A 15454-nucleotide genomic window follows, 5' to 3' on the forward strand; every position below is an offset into this window, starting at 1 on the left:
TATACTCTTCTTTCTTCATAATGAAAGCGGCTTATCTGACATTATCATATCGAACACTCTTTCATAACGTCAATAATTTTTGACATACTTCTACAAATTTTCTGTAAAGTTATTGTAAATTTTTCATACAGATATAATATAACCTTCCATTGCTTATATAGCTAAATATGATACAATAACCAATTACAAGGAGGATGAGTTTATGAAAAAAGTCATCTTAACCATACTTTGTCTCCTCCTTCTAATCATTTCTTATTCGTATTTCGAAAAGAACGATGAGACAAAAGAACAAAAAGAAAAGTCAGTATCATCTACTCCTCATTGGATTGATAAACAAACGAATGACTCTTTTTATCATCTTGTATTAGGCGATTCGCTTGCAAAGGGATATGGCTCGACACAGGGAGGATTTGCCGAATTAGCTTCCAAGCAAATAGAAGAAATAATTCACAAACCGATTAAAGTAGAAAACCTTGGAGTGAACGGACTTACAACAGATCGTCTCGTTCAAAAAATTCAAGCAGAAGAAGTGCAACAAAAAATTAAAGAAGCAAATATAATTACCATTAATATTGGAGGAAATAATTTATTCCGTTTAAATCGTGATGTAGGTGTTATAGATGGTATTAAAATGTTAAATAAAGAAAAAGCCCATTTTGAAACCGACGTAAAAAGCATTGTAAAGACAGTCCGAGCTCTCAATCCGAATGCTTTGCTCATTCTCTCTGAACTCTATAACCCTTTACAACTCGATGACTCAATTGCTTCTTACGCGGATATGTTTTTAGATGGCTGGAATGATGCCGTTTACTCCATTTCGAAAGAAAATCAACCGTCCATTGTTTTACCAATTCGAAAATTAATATCAAATGATAAAAAAGATTTATTATACGATCAAGTACATCCAAACGATAAAGGCTATGAAATTATCGCTCGCGCATTCACAAAGCAAGTATTATCCTATAAAGTGAAACCTTAATCAGCGGGATAAATATTAAAGCTGCGGCGCACAATTTTATTCTTATACGTCACCTTTTTTGTTACAATGATAATGAAGGGGGTCCTTTATATGGAATCACGCGAGTGGGAGCGTATTGTTGATCATCTTCTTTCGTTAGTGCCTCTTTTTTATCGCAAATTTATGCTTCCTGGAGAGTTTTCTTCACAAAGACACATGCCACCGTCTCATACACAGGTGTTACTACTCCTGCATGAACGGGATACATTAGCAGTGTCCGAAATCGGAAGGCGCTTGGCGATTTCAAGACCAAATATGACACCGCTGTTAAATAAATTGATTCAGGAAGAACTCATAGAGCGTCATTATAGCGAAAAAGATCGACGGGTCATTTTAATTTCTCTTACGCCTGAAGGGAAATCATTCGTAAATCAGTATCAACAATTTATTTTAGACAAACTAAAAGAAAACTTTCAAACATTATCTGAAGAAGAGCGGGAACAGCTCATTCACTCTCTTCAAACCATTCAAAATTTAATTTTGAAAACGAACGTATAAAGCTGCTTCTGAAAGAAGCAGCTTTACGATTCGTAATAATTTCCATAATATGAATTTGAGTATGGCCATGTCATTAAGTACGGTCTTCTTTCCTGAGAAAGCTGCGCCTGCGTATACATTTCAGCCTGTTGCCTTGTATACGGAACTGGATAATAATTCACATATGGATATACTTGAGGTACATAGTAATAATACATGTATCTTCTCCCCCTTTTTCTTAAACATATTCAAGGTAGGCATTAGATGTGACATTCTTTATGTTTGCATCATAGGCTCCCTCATGCGCTTTTTCCTCTTGTCCAACCGCAGTTTGCGATTCTTTTCATATAAATAATACACGATAAAATATGATATAACTCCAAATAGCATACCTAAAATTGTCATACCAATTAATACATATATCTCACTTTGAAGTAAGCTCTTTAACAGAATAAAAATATTACTCGAGAAAAGATCCGATATTGTAAATGCTTTATGATGAATTACTTTTATTTCAAACGGATATAACATTTTCCCTATCGCATATGCAAATGGAAATAAAAATACCGGAAGAAATGACACTTTTCCAATTATATTTCCAATAACGGCAGCAGGAAATGAGCCTCTAGCGATGCGTACAATTGGATAAAAAACAAGGTAAATAAGTGACGCTGTATAAATCACCAACATTTCCAAAGCAAATCCAATCGCAAATCCACGTGATACTGTCTTTGCCCCTTCTGGTGAACGAAGCAATTTATAATAATGAAACTTTAGCATTCTCCAAATACGTTGAAAAAATGAATATGTTTTTTTATTTGTTTGCACAATTATCATCTCTTTAATAGTTTTTATTCGTAGCATGAACTTAATCTCAAGACACAAACTTATCCCGCATTAACGGGCAGTAAGACCTCCACCTCAAGGTTCTGAGAGAAACCAGGAAGGTAGGTGGGGGACAACTGCCCGTAAAAACCCGATTGGTGAGAGCTAAATCAGTGGGGGATGAAGCCCCCCCTACTGATTAAAGTTTCACTTTATTCGACTTCATCTTATTATAAATGATACAAAGAATATCCACCAAATATACATCAGACATTTCATAACAAAAAAACCTCCCGGATTAGGAAGGTTTTTTAATATTTTGAAGCAAACTGACTAATAACGCTTTTTGAGCGTGCAATCGATTCCCCGCTTGCTCAAAGACAATAGAAGAAGGCCCATCTATAATTCCTCCTGTTACTTCCTCTTCACGATGGGCAGGTAAGCAATGTAAGAAACGATATGTTGCTTTCGCATGCTGCACAAGTTTTTCATTCACTTGAAATGGCTGAAATAATTTATATTTCTCTTCCGTATCCTCTTGCCCCATACTCATCCAAACATCAGTATAAATAAAATCTGCACCTTTCACTGCCAACTCTGGATCATGTAAAACTTCAATATTTGCTCCCGTCTCATTTGCAATTTCTAGTGCACGCTTTACAATTTGTTCATTCGGTTCATACCCTGGTGGAGTCGCTACTGTCATATTCATACCAACTTTTGCACTTGCCAAAAGTAAGGAATGGCATACGTTATTTCCATCGCCGACATAAGCTAGTTTAATTCCTTTAAATGTATGGACTTCTTCATAAATTGTCATCAAATCTGCTAATGCCTGACACGGATGATGATCATCTGTCAATCCATTGATCACAGGAATACTCGCTTCTTTCGCAAGCTCCTCTACATCCGTGTGTGAAAATGTACGAATCATGATCCCATCAATATAATGAGATAATACTTTCGCCGTATCTGAAACACTTTCTCCTCGGCCGAGCTGCATTTCTTTTCCACTTAGAAACATTCCGTGTCCACCAAGTTGTACCATTCCAGCTTCGAAAGAGACACGCGTACGAGTTGAATGTTTATCAAAAATGAGTCCTAATATTTTCCCATCCAATAGAGGTTCATGTTTATTCTGTTTTAAATAAATAGCAAACTCAATTAGTGCAATTATTTCCTTTTGTGTTAGTTCCTCTAATGTTAAAAGATCTTTCGTTTGTAATTTCGGTACTTGTATAGTTGACATAGAAAATCCCCCTTATAATATTGATGATTTTTGTGAACAAATGACTCTTTTCGTTATATTTACTGCTTCATCTATTTCTTCATTCGTAACAATGAGCGGTGGTAAAAACCGCAAAACATTCGTGCCGGCTTGTAGTACGAGAAGCCCCTCTTTCTCTAACTGTTCTATAATTGATGTAACGTCACACTGACAAACGACTCCAATCATAAGTCCTCTTCCGCGAATATCCGTAATCCATTCTATATCTTGTAATTCTTTTTTCAGCTTTTGAAATAAATATTCTCCCTTTTCTTTCACTTCTTGTAAAAAGGATGGTTGCTTTATAATTTGTAATACTTCTCTTGCTGCTGTCATCGCAATATAGTTTCCGCCAAACGTTGAACCATGCACCCCAGCTGAAAAAGTGGACATAAGCTCTTTCCTTCCAAGCATCGCTCCAACTGGGATACCATTTCCAAGCGCTTTTGCCGCTGTAACAATATCTGGTGAGGTCCCAGTCTGTTCATAAGCAAACAACGTTCCCGTTCTCCCCATTCCAGTTTGTACCTCGTCGATTATATAAAGGGCTCCATATTGTCTACATAACTGTTCTATCTCTTGCAGAAAGGAAATGTCAGCTGGTAAGACACCTCCCTCTCCTTGAATAACTTCCACCATAACTGCAGCCACTTCTTCATTCATTGCCTCCCTGAGTACTTCTATATCATTAAAAGGAATATGTGAAAAAGATGGAAGAAGTGGGCCGAATCCCATTTTGACTTTCTCTTGTCCAGTTGCACTCATTGTTCCAAAAGTTCTACCATGAAAGGATTGCTGAAATGTCAACACAAGAGATTTCCCAGTATGCTTACGCGCTAATTTAAGTGCAGCTTCATTCGCTTCTGCTCCGCTATTACAAAAGAATACGTAATCTAATTCCCGCCCCTCTGTTAACAATTCAGCTACTTTTTCTTGTCCTTTGTGCGGAAAAAGATTTGATATATGCCAGATTTCCTGTAATTGCTTTGTCATTGCTTCTACGAGTACAGGATGACAATGTCCTAAATTACATACAGCAATTCCAGAAGTAAAGTCTAAATACCTTTTTCCGCTTCCATCTATAACCTTCGTTCCATTTCCTTGAACAATTTCAATACCTCTTCTCCCGTATGTAGGAAATATATGACTGCTCATATAACATTCGCCCCTTTTGTTACTGTCGTTCCAATCCAGCTACCTGATGTTCCAACAAAATGTTTTGTACCATTTACAATGCTGACATGCTGGACTCCCATCTTTATTGAAGTAAGAGCCGCCTCTACTTTCGGAATCATCCCCCCTGTAATAACCCCTTCTTTTATAAGATGTAAAAGCTCTATTTCATCCGTTTTCTTTAACAATTCCCCTTTACACAGTACGCCGTCTACATCCGTAATAAAGAGCAATTCCTTTGCTCCAATCGCATATGCAATTCCAGCTGCAGCAGTATCTGCATTTATGTTATACATTTGGTCTCCCCTTACCCCAATTGGAGCAATGACAGGAATATAATTCAAATCTAGTAACCCTTTTAATATCGAAGTCTCTACACCGCTAACTTCTCCGACATATCCAATATCCATATCAAGGGGCTGAACGCTAAGTAAATTCCCGTCACAACCAGAGAGTCCAATTGCATGTAAGCCATGTTTTTGAAAATTCATGACCATTTTTTTATTCGTGCTCCCGCACAAAACCATTTGAACAACATGCATCACTTCTTTTGTCGTCACACGCAATCCGTTCTTCTTTTCAATTGAAATATCACATTGTTGTAGCTTCTCATCAATTTCTGGTCCACCACCATGAACAATAATAACGTGGTATGTTTCTTTCAGTTTCTCTATACATTCAAAAAAGACATGATCTAAATGCTCTAGCATACTCCCGCCGCATTTTACTACGATATACTCACTCATTTTTTCTCTCCTTACGTACGATAACAAGCATTGATTTTCACATATTCATAGCTTAAGTCGCAGCCCCAAGCCCTTCCTTTTTCCTCCCCAAGGTGTAAATGAACATCTATAACAATTTCAGATTGCTTTAATTTTTCTTTCATGTCTTTCTCAAGGAACTCTTGCGGCTCACTTCCTTGTAAAACAGAAATAGACTGAACAGCAATATCAACAGTGGTAGGTTCAATCACAACTCCACTTTGCCCGATGGCACTAATAATACGGCCCCAATTTGCATCTTCACCATGCATCGCTGTTTTTACAAGACTTGAGCCAACGATTTGTTTCGCAATCTGATTCCCTTCCGCCACAGTTCGTGCTCCATATACATTTACTTCAATTAACTTAGTAGCCCCTTCGCCATCTTTAGCAATTTGCTTTGCTAAATCCGCGCATACCTTTTGTAAAGCAACCATAAATTTCTCCCACTCCGAGTGACCAGTATGAATAGCAGTTGTTCCTGATAAACCACTTGCCATCACAACGACCATATCATTTGTGGATGTATCCCCGTCCACGGTAATTTGATTAAATGTATGATTCGTAACTTCTGATAATGCTAGCTGGAGTGCTTCTTTTTCTATATTTACGTCTGTTGTAACAAAACTAAGCATCGTCGCCATATTCGGATGAATCATACCAGATCCTTTTGCTGCCCCCGCAATCTTCACTTCTTTTCCCTCAATCATTAACTGATAGCAAGAGTGCTTCGTCATAAGATCTGTTGTTAATATTGCTTCATAAAAAGAATCTGCTTCCTCCTTTTCTTTCGTTGGAACAAGCGATGAAATTCCAGTACGAATTACCTCCATTGGTAAAGGAACGCCTATAACACCCGTTGAAGCGACCGCTACATGATTTTCTTGTACATGGAATTGTTCTGCTGCCAATGCTCTTACTTCATATGCATCTTGTAAGCCTTGCATTCCTGTACAAGCATTTGCGTTTCCGCTATTTACAATAATCGCTTGCAATTTCCCTTCCGCAGCGATACTTTCCTTCGTAACCTGCACTGGTGCTGCATGGAATTGATTTGTTGTATACACAGCTCCGCAATTAGCAGGAACATCGCAAACAATTGCTCCCATATCTTTTTTCTCTTTTTTCAATCCGGCCTGAATCCCAATCGCCGAAAAACCTTTTGGTGTTACAATTGATCCACTTGCGATTTTTATAATGGAATCTACTCCAATCATCATTCTTCCTCCTTATAGATAGAGCGGTACATATTGTAATCCCTCTGTTTCCTCTAACCCTGCTAATAAGTTTGCATTTTGAACTGCTTGCCCAGCAGCCCCTTTCATCATATTGTCGATAACAGAAACAACTGTAATACGTCCCGTTCGTTCATCATAAGCCACTCCAATATCACAATAATTTGAACCTCTTACTTCTTTCGGACTCGGAAACTCCCCGTTAGGACGGATACGAACAAAAGGAGCATGACCATATGTATCTTCATATAACTTTTGTAATATCTGTGCACGGACATCTCGTTTTGTTTTTGCATAGAGCGTAACCATAATCCCTCTCGATATCGGAATTAAATGGGTACTAAATGTAATCGGTTTTGTCTGTTGATCCCACTCAGTAAGCATTTGTTCAATCTCTGGAACATGCTGATGTTCATTGACCTTATAAATATGAAAATTATCATACAGCTCTGGAAAATGAGTCATTGTTGTAGGGGATTTCCCCGCTCCTGATACCCCCGATTTCGCATCAATAATAAGCGAATCTCCCTCTACCATCCCGTGTTGCATAAGTGGGGCAGCTGCCAATAGGGCAGCCGTTGCAAAACAGCCTGGATTTGCAATCAAATCCGCTTTTTGAATAGATGATTTTTTCCATTCACTCAATCCATACACTGCTTTTTGAAGAATTTCTTCAGTTGCAGCAGGCTTTTTATACCATGTTTCATATACATGAGGATCCGCCATACGAAAATCACCTGATAAATCTACAACTTTCAAACCGGCCGCTAACAAACGCGGCGTTATATGCGCCGAAACTCCTGCCGGTGTCGCCAAAAATACAAGACTAGCCTCCTTCGCTATCACATCTACGTCGATTTCTTGTAATGTATGGACAATAAAATTTCTCAAATGCGGATATGCATTTGTTATCTGTTCTCCTACTTGTGAAAAAGAATGAAGAGATGCTATCGAAAAATATGGATGATGATGTAACAGCCTTATTAACTCAATTCCTCCATATCCAGTTGCTCCAATAATTGCGACTTTCATATGCTCCTCCTTATATCGATTCTTTAAATTAAGTATGATTATAATATTGTATATTTATAGAGTCAATTAAATATTTATAAATTTTTAATCTTTTAAAAATGTAGTTTTACTAGTAAAATAATAATCAATGGTGAATTTTTATACATAACTAATGCATACTAGTATTTTTTTAATCCTTCAAGTACAATAAAAACAATACATTTATACATGCAGGCGGGGAAAAATATGAATGAGAAATTAATTGAGAAAATGTTAATAAAAAGTTTTCGGCAATATCAATGTAAACCTGTTTCAAAAGAGGATCAGGAAGTTTTAATTCGAAATATTCAAGTAATAATTAACTCGGAGCATCATACCGATGTATATGAAGCAATTGAAGATGTTGTTTATGAATATATTACTGGAAAATAAAAACAGGAGATTCCCACAAAGGGAATCTCCTATTTTTTACTTAATGATTTACCTGCTATACGTTCAAAAAGACCTGGAAATAACGCGAAAATTTTAGGTCCCATACTCATCCATTTCGGCAAATTCACTTCACGCTTTTTCGTTTGCATGACCTTTACAATTTGCTCTGCTACGTATGTCGGTTTTAGCATGTAACGTCCCATATTTTTTACGTATGTACCTGATTGATCAGCAATATCAAAAAAGTTTGTATCAATCGGCCCTGGATTGATTGCTGTTACATAAATATTTGTATTTGAGAGTTCCATGCGTAAACTATTCGTAAATCCTAGCACCGCATGTTTGCTTGCTGCATATGCACTCGATTTTGGCGTTGCAATTTTCCCTGCCAACGACGCAACATTAACGATTTGTCCACTATTTCTCTCTAACATATGAGGTAATACCGCTTTCGTACATGCTACTAATCCAAATACATTCACCTCAAACATCTCTTTTACTTCAGTCATAGATGCTTCTTCAAATGTTTTGAAAATACCAAACCCCGCATTGTTTACCAATATATCAATCTGCCCTATATCTTGTAATATTCTTGCAAAGACAGTCTCTACCTCGGATTCTTTACTTACATCTAATACATAATAATAGCAAGGTGTATTGTAAGTCGTTTTCATTTTTTCTGTTAATCGTTTTAATTTTTCTTCTGTCCGTGCTATTAATACAGGAACCGCACCTTGTGCTGCAACTTGCATTGCAACTTGTTCTCCAATTCCACTAGAAGCACCTGTAATGACGATTACTTTTTCTTGTAAGCGTCTTGTCATTGCTGTCACCTACTTTGCATAATAAATCAATTGTGGCGACGATTCATCAATCATCACTTGTTGATTATATGCTAAATAGTCCAATTGTCCAACTGTTTCCGAAATCGTAAGTGGTAATTGCTCTTTATACAGTACAGGAAATAATTTCACACATACTTCAAAAGCGGTCATCGGTTTTTCTTTTAGTAATTGTAATACTTTAAATGCACGTGTTTCCTGCTTTTGTAATCTCCCCTCTATGAGCTCATTCACATTCACAACATCTTCCCCATGCCCTGATAAAATACGCGAAATATTCATTTCACTTAAACGTTTTAACGTTTGATTATATTGCAATAATGGATGTGCTCGTTCTGTCTGCCCTTCATATGGCGGCTCTAATATCGGATTAGAAGAAATATGACTAATTAAAGCATCTCCACCAATTAACAACCCATCTCGCTCCCTAAATAAAGAAATATGAGTCGAAGCATGCCCAGGTGTTTCAATGACTATAAATCCAGGTAATGATTCAATTCTATCCCCTTCTCTTACAGTATGCGTTAATGATCGATTACAAGAATATTTAAGTGTTTTTGAAACAAGTGATGCATCATCTTTCAGAAATGCTTCTGGAACTCCAAACTGTAACGCAGCCTCTTTAAAGAAATGTTGATAACGCTTTAGAAACTCAGAATCTTGTGTAATCCATGGCTCATTCCAAGGATGCCCCACAATATTTGTCTTCTCAGAAAATGCATTTAAAAGTCCACAATGATCAGCATGATGATGTGTAATCACGACTGTTTCAATATCTTCAATTCTATATCCTAAATTCCCCAATTGCATTTCTAACGCCGTCTTAGCCCCTTCTGTATTTGTTCCTGTATCAATTAGCGTTAATGACTCCCCTTCAACTAAAAATACATTAACTGTCTCAACTGCAAACGGAACAGGAATCTCCATTCGATGAATTGCCACCATATTTATGCCCCCTTGTCTCTCTCCGGTTCAAAAGTGAATCTCTCTTCAGTTTACAACTTCCATAAAAATTTGTCATTATTTTCAGATAAAAAGAAGGTGTTTTCTATAATAAAACGAATGTATGTAAATTTATAAGATTTTCTTACAAAATTGAAGGAGGCTCCATCATGTCTGTTCCAAATATTTCTTTTCTAGGTGCCGGGTCAATCGCTGAAGCAATTATCGCTGGTCTATTAGATGCTAACGTTGTCAAAGGGGAACACATTACAGTCAGCAATCGTTCCAATGAAACAAGATTACAAGAACTACATACAAAATACGGTGTGAAAGGAACACATAACAAAGAAGAGCTACTTGCTCATGCAGATATCATCTTTTTAGCCATGAAACCAAAGGATATAGCAGAGGCACTTATACCTCTTAAAGAGTATATAACAAGTAAACAACTAATCATTTCATTATTAGCAGGCGTTTCTACCAATTCCATTACAAGCCTGCTGCAAAAGAATGTTCCGATTATCCGCGCTATGCCAAATACATCCGCAGCTATTTTAAAGTCTGCTACAGCAATCTCTCCATCTTCACATGCCACAGAGCAACATGTGCATATCGCTACATCTTTATTTGAAACAATCGGCCTCGTTTCAGTAGTAGAAGAAGAGCATATGCATGCTGTAACCGCACTATCTGGAAGTGGTCCTGCCTACGTATATTACGTAGTAGAAGCAATGGAAGAGGCTGCAAAACAAATCGGTTTAGAAGAATCTGTGGCTAAATCACTGATTTTGCAAACAATGATTGGTGCAGCTGAAATGCTTAAGGCTAATACAAAGCATCCTTCTACCTTACGAAAAGAAATTACCTCTCCTGGTGGAACGACAGAAGCTGGAATCGAGGTTCTACAAAGCTTTCATTTTCAACAAGCACTCATTGCGTGTATTACACAAGCTACAAAGCGCTCTCATGAACTCGGAAAAACATTAGAACAAGTTACAAAAGAACAATAATAAAGGAGCTCAGAAAATAAATCTGAGCTCCTTTTATCATGTTCGTGTTTTATTTGCTACTCTTTCCAAAAATCTCTTCTTGGAGACGACGGCCCGTTGGCGTTGCTGCCAGTCCACCTTCCGCTGTCTCACGAAGAGCAACTGGCATCGTTTGTCCAATTCTAAACATCGCCTCAATCACTTCATCACATGGAATTGTACTTGTTACACCAGCTAATGATAAATCTGCTGCAATCATTGCATTGGCAGCACCTGCTGCATTACGTTTCACGCAAGGAACTTCTACAAGCCCAGCAACTGGGTCACATACTAATCCTAACATATTCTTTAGAGCAATCGCCATTGCTGTAGCTGCTTGCTCTTGTGTTCCACCGGCCATTTCAACAGCTGCCGCTGCTGCCATTCCACTTGCTGAACCAACTTCAGCTTGGCAACCTCCAGCCGCACCCGAGATGCAAGCATTATTCGCAACAACCATCCCAAATGCCCCCGCTGTAAATAGAAATTCAATCATTTCTTCGCGTGTTGGCTGTAATTTTTCCTTTAATGCAAATAGTACACCTGGCACAGTACCTGCTGATCCAGCTGTTGGCGTTGCGCAAATAATACCCATTGCTGCATTTACTTCATTTGTTGCAACAGCTTTACTCACCGCATCCAAAATCGTATGTCCAGATAGGCCTTTCCCACTCTGCATATACTCTTGTACTTTCACCGCATCTCCGCCTGTTAAACCAGTAGGTGATTTTACACCTTTAATACCGCGTTCTACTGCTTGTTCCATCACGACTAAGTTTTTTTCCATGCCAGCAAGTACCTCTTCACGAGAGATACTTCGTGTTTCCATTTCACATTGAATCATAATTTCTGCAATTTTTACATTTTGTTCTTTAGCTTGTGCCACTAGTTCCGCTGCGTTCCGAAACATGGTGTGTCCCCCCTGCAATTAATCCATAATAGTTACTTGACAAATATTTGACTGCCCTTTAATCTCTTCAATCACTTCATTTGCTAATAATTGATCTGTTTCAATGACCATAAGTGCTTTTCTTCCCTTTTCTTTACGTGAAACACTCATCGTACTAATATTAATTTCATGCTTAGCAAGTATAGAAGCTACAGAGGCAATTGCCCCAAAGCGATCGTTATTTACAATAAGAAGCGCTGGACTTGTTCCTGATAACTGTAAATCAAATCCATTTAATTCCACGACTTCAATCTTGCCGCCACCAATTGAACAAGCAACGACTTCAATCTCTTCTTCTCCTTTATACAAACGAATTCTCGCTGTATTTGGATGCGGTGCATTCGCCTCTTCTTCAATAAAGTCCACTTCAATCCCACGCTCTTTTGCAATTTCTAGTGCACTTGGTATTCGTGTATCATCTGTTTCAAACCCTAGTATTCCACCAACCAACGCTACATCCGTACCATGGCCGCGATATGTTTTTGCAAATGAGCCATATAACGAAATAGTAACCCTTTCTGGCTCATGACGGAACAGTTGACGCGCAACTTGCCCCATTCTTGCTGCACCTGCGGTATGCGAACTAGACGGCCCAATCATAACTGGACCGATAATATCAAATACTGAGCGATATTTCATCGTGATTCCCCCCTAAATCTTTTATGAAAACTTGCTTACTACTATTCTATTAAGCTGCCAATTCTGTTGCTTTTCCTTCCGTACCACGAATTTGCGCTGCTGTACGTATTGGATAGTTTTTGAATAGAAGTGAGCCAATATATCCTGAAATAATACCAGATACCATAATACATAAGAAACATAGCGTTACTTTCATCGGATCATTAAAGCCATACATGACCATCAGTCCCGCAATTGGTGTTGCTGTACCTGTTGCATTATTTATAAGATCAAACATTGAAATAATAATTCCGGCAACCGCACCACCAATAAAGTTTGTTACATACACTGGAATTGGATTTGCTGAAATTAAATCTGCTTGTGTAAGCGGCTCAATTGCAACTGCAATTGTCGTACGTTTATCACCAAACTTCATTCGTTTAAAGAATACATAGTTCATAAAGGATGAACTTGTAACAGCTAATGCCCCAATAGCCATTGGTAGTCCTGTTAAACCAAGAAGTGCTGTTAACGCCATTGAACTAAGCGGTGCAGTCGCAACAACGGTAATAATCCCACCTAGTATAATCCCCATCACAATCGGATTTGCATCAGTCGATGATGTAATAACTCCTCCAATTTGCTTCAACGTCGCAGTAACAACTGGATCCATCCCTTTTGCAATCAACCTTGTTAACGGTGCCGCAACTATAATACAAACGATTAAATCTAATCCTTCTGGTACACGTTTTTCAATTTGTTTTACTAAAAATGATATAAGATAACCAGCAATAAATCCTGGTAGCAATCCAAATTCTAACACAGAAGCCCCTACAAGCATAGCATAAACAGGTGATACCCCCATTGCTAACGCAACAAGTGTTGCACCAGCTACCCCACCAAGACTACCTGCAGATTCTCCAACTTCTTTTAAAAATGGTATGCCAATTAAATCTCCACCAACATATAGCTGAAATGCTTCAACTAAGAAGCTTGCAACTGCTGCACTCGCTAAAGCGCCCATTGCTTTCATACCATTTGGTGCTTTGAAACTAAAAAGCGAAAAAAGACTTAATACAAATAATAACAATATCGTTCCCTTAATAATCTCCATGGTGCCCTCTCTCTTTTAGTCAATTTCGTTTCGTTACGAAAAATGGCTAAACACATGTTGTAACTGACGATGAATGATAATGTGCCCTCATTATAGCTTGTTTTTTATGAAACGCTTACTTTTATTGAATTTTAAAAATTTTGAATTTATGACTTTCCATCCTTCTTGTATTAATAATATACAAATTCACTTATATAACAGTTTCTTAAAACACTTAACACTTTATGTTTGTCTCCTACATATTCAAAATCTATACAGTTTCTGTATCATCTCAGGTAACTATCAAATAATAACAGGCCTATCTATTTTAATAGAAAAAATTTTTTCATTCCAAATCAAACAATGGCAACGTAAGTTTGCCATTGTTTGTAAAATGTTACCGTTCTACTGGAAAATGTTTTAAGTCCATTGCAATTTCTGTGTTTGCGAACAAGGCTTGTGCCTCTTTTAATAATTCCTTATACATATCTCCTTGATATCGCGAACTAATGTGCGTTAAGATTAACCGTTTCACATTTGCTTGCACAGCGATACGAGCTGCTTGCTCTGTTGTAGAATGAAAATAATCATGCGCTTGTCTTTCATCTTCTGCTGCAAATGTTGCTTCGTGTACAAGTACATCTGCATCTTGCGCTAGCTGATTACTCGCTTCACAATAACGCGTGTCTCCTAAGATTGTAATAATTCTCCCTTTTTGAGGCGGACCGATAAAATCATTTCCGCATAAGACTCTTCCATCTTCTAACTCCACTGTTTCCCCATCTTTTAAACGTTTAAAGATTGGACCTGGCTTCACGCCTTCTTCTAGCAGCTTCTCAACAAGCAGTTGTCCTTGTATATCTTTCTCTACGATCCTATATCCAAAACATTCAATTCCATGTGATAGTCGCTTCGTTTCCACCGAAAATTGATTGTCCTCAAAAACAATGCCTTCCTCAGTAATTTCAACAATTTCAAGTGGGTACTTCACATGTGTTGTACTCACTGATAATGCCACTTCAATAAACTGCTTAATTCCTTTTGGCCCGTACACTGTTAAAGGAGTTGTTCCCCCTTGAAAAGATCGGCTTCCTAATAAACCAGGCAATCCAAAAATATGGTCGCCATGTAAGTGCGTAATAAAAATTTTTTCAATGCGACGCGGGCGCACAGATGTATGTAAAATTTGATGCTGTGTTGCTTCACCACAGTCAAATAACCACGTTTCACCGCGTTCCTCTAGTAATTGTAAAGCGATTGACGAGACATTTCTTCCTTTTGAAGGAACGCCTGCACCAGTTCCTAAAAATACAAATTCCACTTTGTTTCCTCCAGCTCTTTATATACTCTATCTTTCATCTTACGGAATGTGATTTCAAATGGCAAATCAAATTTCCTAAACTAATCATCTAGACAACTATATATCACGAACATTACAAATAAAAATCTTAACATTCGTTCGTGTTTTGTAGTAAAATAATTGTATTATATAAAAAGGGAGCTTTTAACTATGAAAGAAGTATTTCGTTTACAAACTGACTTTTCATCTTCATTTGATCGCTGGGTAAGTTCTTTCGTTTCTGATCACCCAGCGCAATTACAGTGGACGACTTTAAAAGAATTAATCCATGAGTATGCAACATTGCACACAAATCAAACGTTACCAAAATATATTTCTTCTTCTATCACATATTATGCACAACGTATTTCAACAGCAAACAATTCAGAGATTGTGATTTATGAAAATCCTACTATTTCATAATCTATAAACGTGTAAAAG

General features: G+C 37.6%; 18 protein-coding genes. 5 read left to right on the plus strand and 13 right to left on the minus strand.

What is annotated here, in order from left to right:
• The first annotated feature begins 202 nt into the window (after positions 1 to 202).
• Together CN373_RS05440 and CN373_RS05445 are read left to right on the plus strand one after the other, a co-directional pair.
• Positions 203 to 979, plus strand: coding sequence for a GDSL-type esterase/lipase family protein (locus tag CN373_RS05440; protein WP_098358913.1), 777 nt, complete (start codon positions 203 to 205; stop codon positions 977 to 979).
• A gap of 90 nt (positions 980 to 1069) precedes the next feature.
• Entirely contained in the window at positions 1070 to 1516 is a 447-nt protein-coding gene (locus tag CN373_RS05445; protein ID WP_000445825.1) for a MarR family winged helix-turn-helix transcriptional regulator, read from the plus strand.
• Between the two features lie 23 nt (positions 1517 to 1539).
• On the opposite strand, the gene CN373_RS25475 is transcribed toward CN373_RS05445, so the two are convergent.
• From CN373_RS25475 to argC, 7 genes are all read right to left on the minus strand, one after another.
• Positions 1540 to 1713: a hypothetical protein gene (locus CN373_RS25475; RefSeq protein WP_000291945.1), complete on the minus strand. Its 174-nt coding sequence runs from the start codon at positions 1711 to 1713 to the stop codon at positions 1540 to 1542.
• Positions 1714 to 1771: 58 nt separating this feature from the next.
• Positions 1772 to 2323: a DUF2062 domain-containing protein gene (locus tag CN373_RS05450; protein ID WP_001194321.1), complete on the minus strand. Its 552-nt coding sequence runs from the start codon at positions 2321 to 2323 to the stop codon at positions 1772 to 1774.
• Positions 2324 to 2618: 295 nt separating this feature from the next.
• On the minus strand, positions 2619 to 3569 hold the full coding sequence (argF, locus tag CN373_RS05455) for an ornithine carbamoyltransferase (RefSeq protein WP_098358914.1): 951 nt from the start codon (positions 3567 to 3569) through the stop codon (positions 2619 to 2621).
• 12 nt (positions 3570 to 3581) lie between these two features.
• The gene (locus CN373_RS05460; protein WP_098358915.1) at positions 3582 to 4742 is read right to left on the minus strand and encodes an acetylornithine transaminase; all 1161 of its coding nucleotides are present in this window, start codon (positions 4740 to 4742) and stop codon (positions 3582 to 3584) included.
• A complete protein-coding gene (argB, locus tag CN373_RS05465) occupies positions 4739 to 5506 on the minus strand; it encodes an acetylglutamate kinase (RefSeq protein ID WP_098358916.1) in 768 nt (255 codons plus the stop codon). Before argB ends, CN373_RS05460 begins: the two co-directional genes overlap by 4 nt.
• 11 nt (positions 5507 to 5517) lie before the next feature.
• On the minus strand, positions 5518 to 6744 hold the full coding sequence (argJ, locus tag CN373_RS05470; protein WP_098358917.1) for a bifunctional glutamate N-acetyltransferase/amino-acid acetyltransferase ArgJ: 1227 nt from the start codon (positions 6742 to 6744) through the stop codon (positions 5518 to 5520).
• Between the two features lie 9 nt (positions 6745 to 6753).
• Entirely contained in the window at positions 6754 to 7791 is a 1038-nt protein-coding gene (gene argC, locus CN373_RS05475; protein ID WP_000861268.1) for an N-acetyl-gamma-glutamyl-phosphate reductase, read from the minus strand.
• A gap of 225 nt (positions 7792 to 8016) precedes the next feature.
• Here argC and CN373_RS05480 point away from each other — a divergent pair, with 225 nt between their 5' ends.
• On the plus strand, positions 8017 to 8202 hold the full coding sequence (locus tag CN373_RS05480) for a YqzH family protein (RefSeq protein WP_001003236.1): 186 nt from the start codon (positions 8017 to 8019) through the stop codon (positions 8200 to 8202).
• A 29-nt stretch (positions 8203 to 8231) separates the two neighbouring features.
• Here the strand turns inward: CN373_RS05480 and CN373_RS05485 are convergent, their stop codons facing one another.
• Together CN373_RS05485 and CN373_RS05490 are read right to left on the minus strand one after the other, a co-directional pair.
• Positions 8232 to 9026, minus strand: a complete 795-nt coding sequence (locus CN373_RS05485; RefSeq protein ID WP_098358918.1) for an SDR family oxidoreductase — start codon at positions 9024 to 9026, stop codon at positions 8232 to 8234.
• 9 nt (positions 9027 to 9035) lie between these two features.
• On the minus strand, positions 9036 to 9989 hold the full coding sequence (locus tag CN373_RS05490) for an MBL fold metallo-hydrolase (protein WP_000225710.1): 954 nt from the start codon (positions 9987 to 9989) through the stop codon (positions 9036 to 9038).
• A 167-nt stretch (positions 9990 to 10156) separates the two neighbouring features.
• On the opposite strand from CN373_RS05490, the gene proI reads away from it, so the two are divergent.
• Positions 10157 to 10996 carry a pyrroline-5-carboxylate reductase ProI gene (gene proI / locus CN373_RS05495; protein WP_000115878.1) on the plus strand — a complete coding sequence of 280 codons (840 nt, stop codon included), beginning with the start codon at positions 10157 to 10159 and terminating at the stop codon, positions 10994 to 10996.
• A gap of 49 nt (positions 10997 to 11045) precedes the next feature.
• Here proI and sdaAA read toward each other — a convergent pair whose 3' ends face one another.
• From sdaAA to rnz, 4 genes are all read right to left on the minus strand, one after another.
• Entirely contained in the window at positions 11046 to 11924 is an 879-nt protein-coding gene (sdaAA, locus tag CN373_RS05500; RefSeq protein WP_000489467.1) for an L-serine ammonia-lyase, iron-sulfur-dependent, subunit alpha, read from the minus strand.
• An 18-nt stretch (positions 11925 to 11942) separates the two neighbouring features.
• Positions 11943 to 12602 carry an L-serine ammonia-lyase, iron-sulfur-dependent subunit beta gene (gene sdaAB / locus CN373_RS05505; RefSeq protein WP_000877458.1) on the minus strand — a complete coding sequence of 220 codons (660 nt, stop codon included), beginning with the start codon at positions 12600 to 12602 and terminating at the stop codon, positions 11943 to 11945.
• Positions 12603 to 12651: 49 nt separating this feature from the next.
• Complete coding sequence (locus CN373_RS05510) at positions 12652 to 13695, minus strand: PTS sugar transporter subunit IIC (protein ID WP_000402616.1); 1044 nt, start codon at positions 13693 to 13695, stop codon at positions 12652 to 12654.
• Between the two features lie 376 nt (positions 13696 to 14071).
• On the minus strand, positions 14072 to 14995 hold the full coding sequence (gene rnz / locus CN373_RS05515; protein ID WP_000397463.1) for a ribonuclease Z: 924 nt from the start codon (positions 14993 to 14995) through the stop codon (positions 14072 to 14074).
• 189 nt (positions 14996 to 15184) lie between these two features.
• On the opposite strand from rnz, the gene CN373_RS05520 reads away from it, so the two are divergent.
• Positions 15185 to 15436: a DUF3932 family protein gene (locus CN373_RS05520; RefSeq protein ID WP_000665713.1), complete on the plus strand. Its 252-nt coding sequence runs from the start codon at positions 15185 to 15187 to the stop codon at positions 15434 to 15436.
• Positions 15437 to 15454 lie beyond the last annotated feature (18 nt).

It is taken from the genome of Bacillus cereus, from assembly GCF_002561295.1.
Lineage (GTDB): Bacteria > Bacillota > Bacilli > Bacillales > Bacillaceae_G > Bacillus_A > Bacillus_A cereus_S.

What these genes read in the sequence shown, in the direction of transcription:
- CN373_RS05445 (WP_000445825.1), top strand. Translation starts at nt 1,070, where the DNA reads ATGGAATCACGCGAGTGGGAGCGTATTGTTGATCATCTTCTTTCGTTA.
- CN373_RS05485 (WP_098358918.1), bottom strand. Translation starts at nt 9,026, where the DNA reads ATGACAAGACGCTTACAAGAAAAAGTAATCGTCATTACAGGTGCTTCT.
- CN373_RS05480 (WP_001003236.1), top strand. Translation starts at nt 8,017, where the DNA reads ATGAATGAGAAATTAATTGAGAAAATGTTAATAAAAAGTTTTCGGCAA.
- sdaAA (WP_000489467.1), bottom strand. Translation starts at nt 11,924, where the DNA reads ATGTTTCGGAACGCAGCGGAACTAGTGGCACAAGCTAAAGAACAAAAT.
- CN373_RS05440 (WP_098358913.1), top strand. Translation starts at nt 203, where the DNA reads ATGAAAAAAGTCATCTTAACCATACTTTGTCTCCTCCTTCTAATCATT.
- CN373_RS05510 (WP_000402616.1), bottom strand. Translation starts at nt 13,695, where the DNA reads ATGGAGATTATTAAGGGAACGATATTGTTATTATTTGTATTAAGTCTT.
- argC (WP_000861268.1), bottom strand. Translation starts at nt 7,791, where the DNA reads ATGAAAGTCGCAATTATTGGAGCAACTGGATATGGAGGAATTGAGTTA.
- CN373_RS25475 (WP_000291945.1), bottom strand. Translation starts at nt 1,713, where the DNA reads ATGTATTATTACTATGTACCTCAAGTATATCCATATGTGAATTATTAT.
- CN373_RS05490 (WP_000225710.1), bottom strand. Translation starts at nt 9,989, where the DNA reads ATGGTGGCAATTCATCGAATGGAGATTCCTGTTCCGTTTGCAGTTGAG.
- CN373_RS05520 (WP_000665713.1), top strand. Translation starts at nt 15,185, where the DNA reads ATGAAAGAAGTATTTCGTTTACAAACTGACTTTTCATCTTCATTTGAT.
- proI (WP_000115878.1), top strand. Translation starts at nt 10,157, where the DNA reads ATGTCTGTTCCAAATATTTCTTTTCTAGGTGCCGGGTCAATCGCTGAA.
- argF (WP_098358914.1), bottom strand. Translation starts at nt 3,569, where the DNA reads ATGTCAACTATACAAGTACCGAAATTACAAACGAAAGATCTTTTAACA.
- argB (WP_098358916.1), bottom strand. Translation starts at nt 5,506, where the DNA reads ATGAGTGAGTATATCGTAGTAAAATGCGGCGGGAGTATGCTAGAGCAT.
- argJ (WP_098358917.1), bottom strand. Translation starts at nt 6,744, where the DNA reads ATGATGATTGGAGTAGATTCCATTATAAAAATCGCAAGTGGATCAATT.
- sdaAB (WP_000877458.1), bottom strand. Translation starts at nt 12,602, where the DNA reads ATGAAATATCGCTCAGTATTTGATATTATCGGTCCAGTTATGATTGGG.
- CN373_RS05460 (WP_098358915.1), bottom strand. Translation starts at nt 4,742, where the DNA reads ATGAGCAGTCATATATTTCCTACATACGGGAGAAGAGGTATTGAAATT.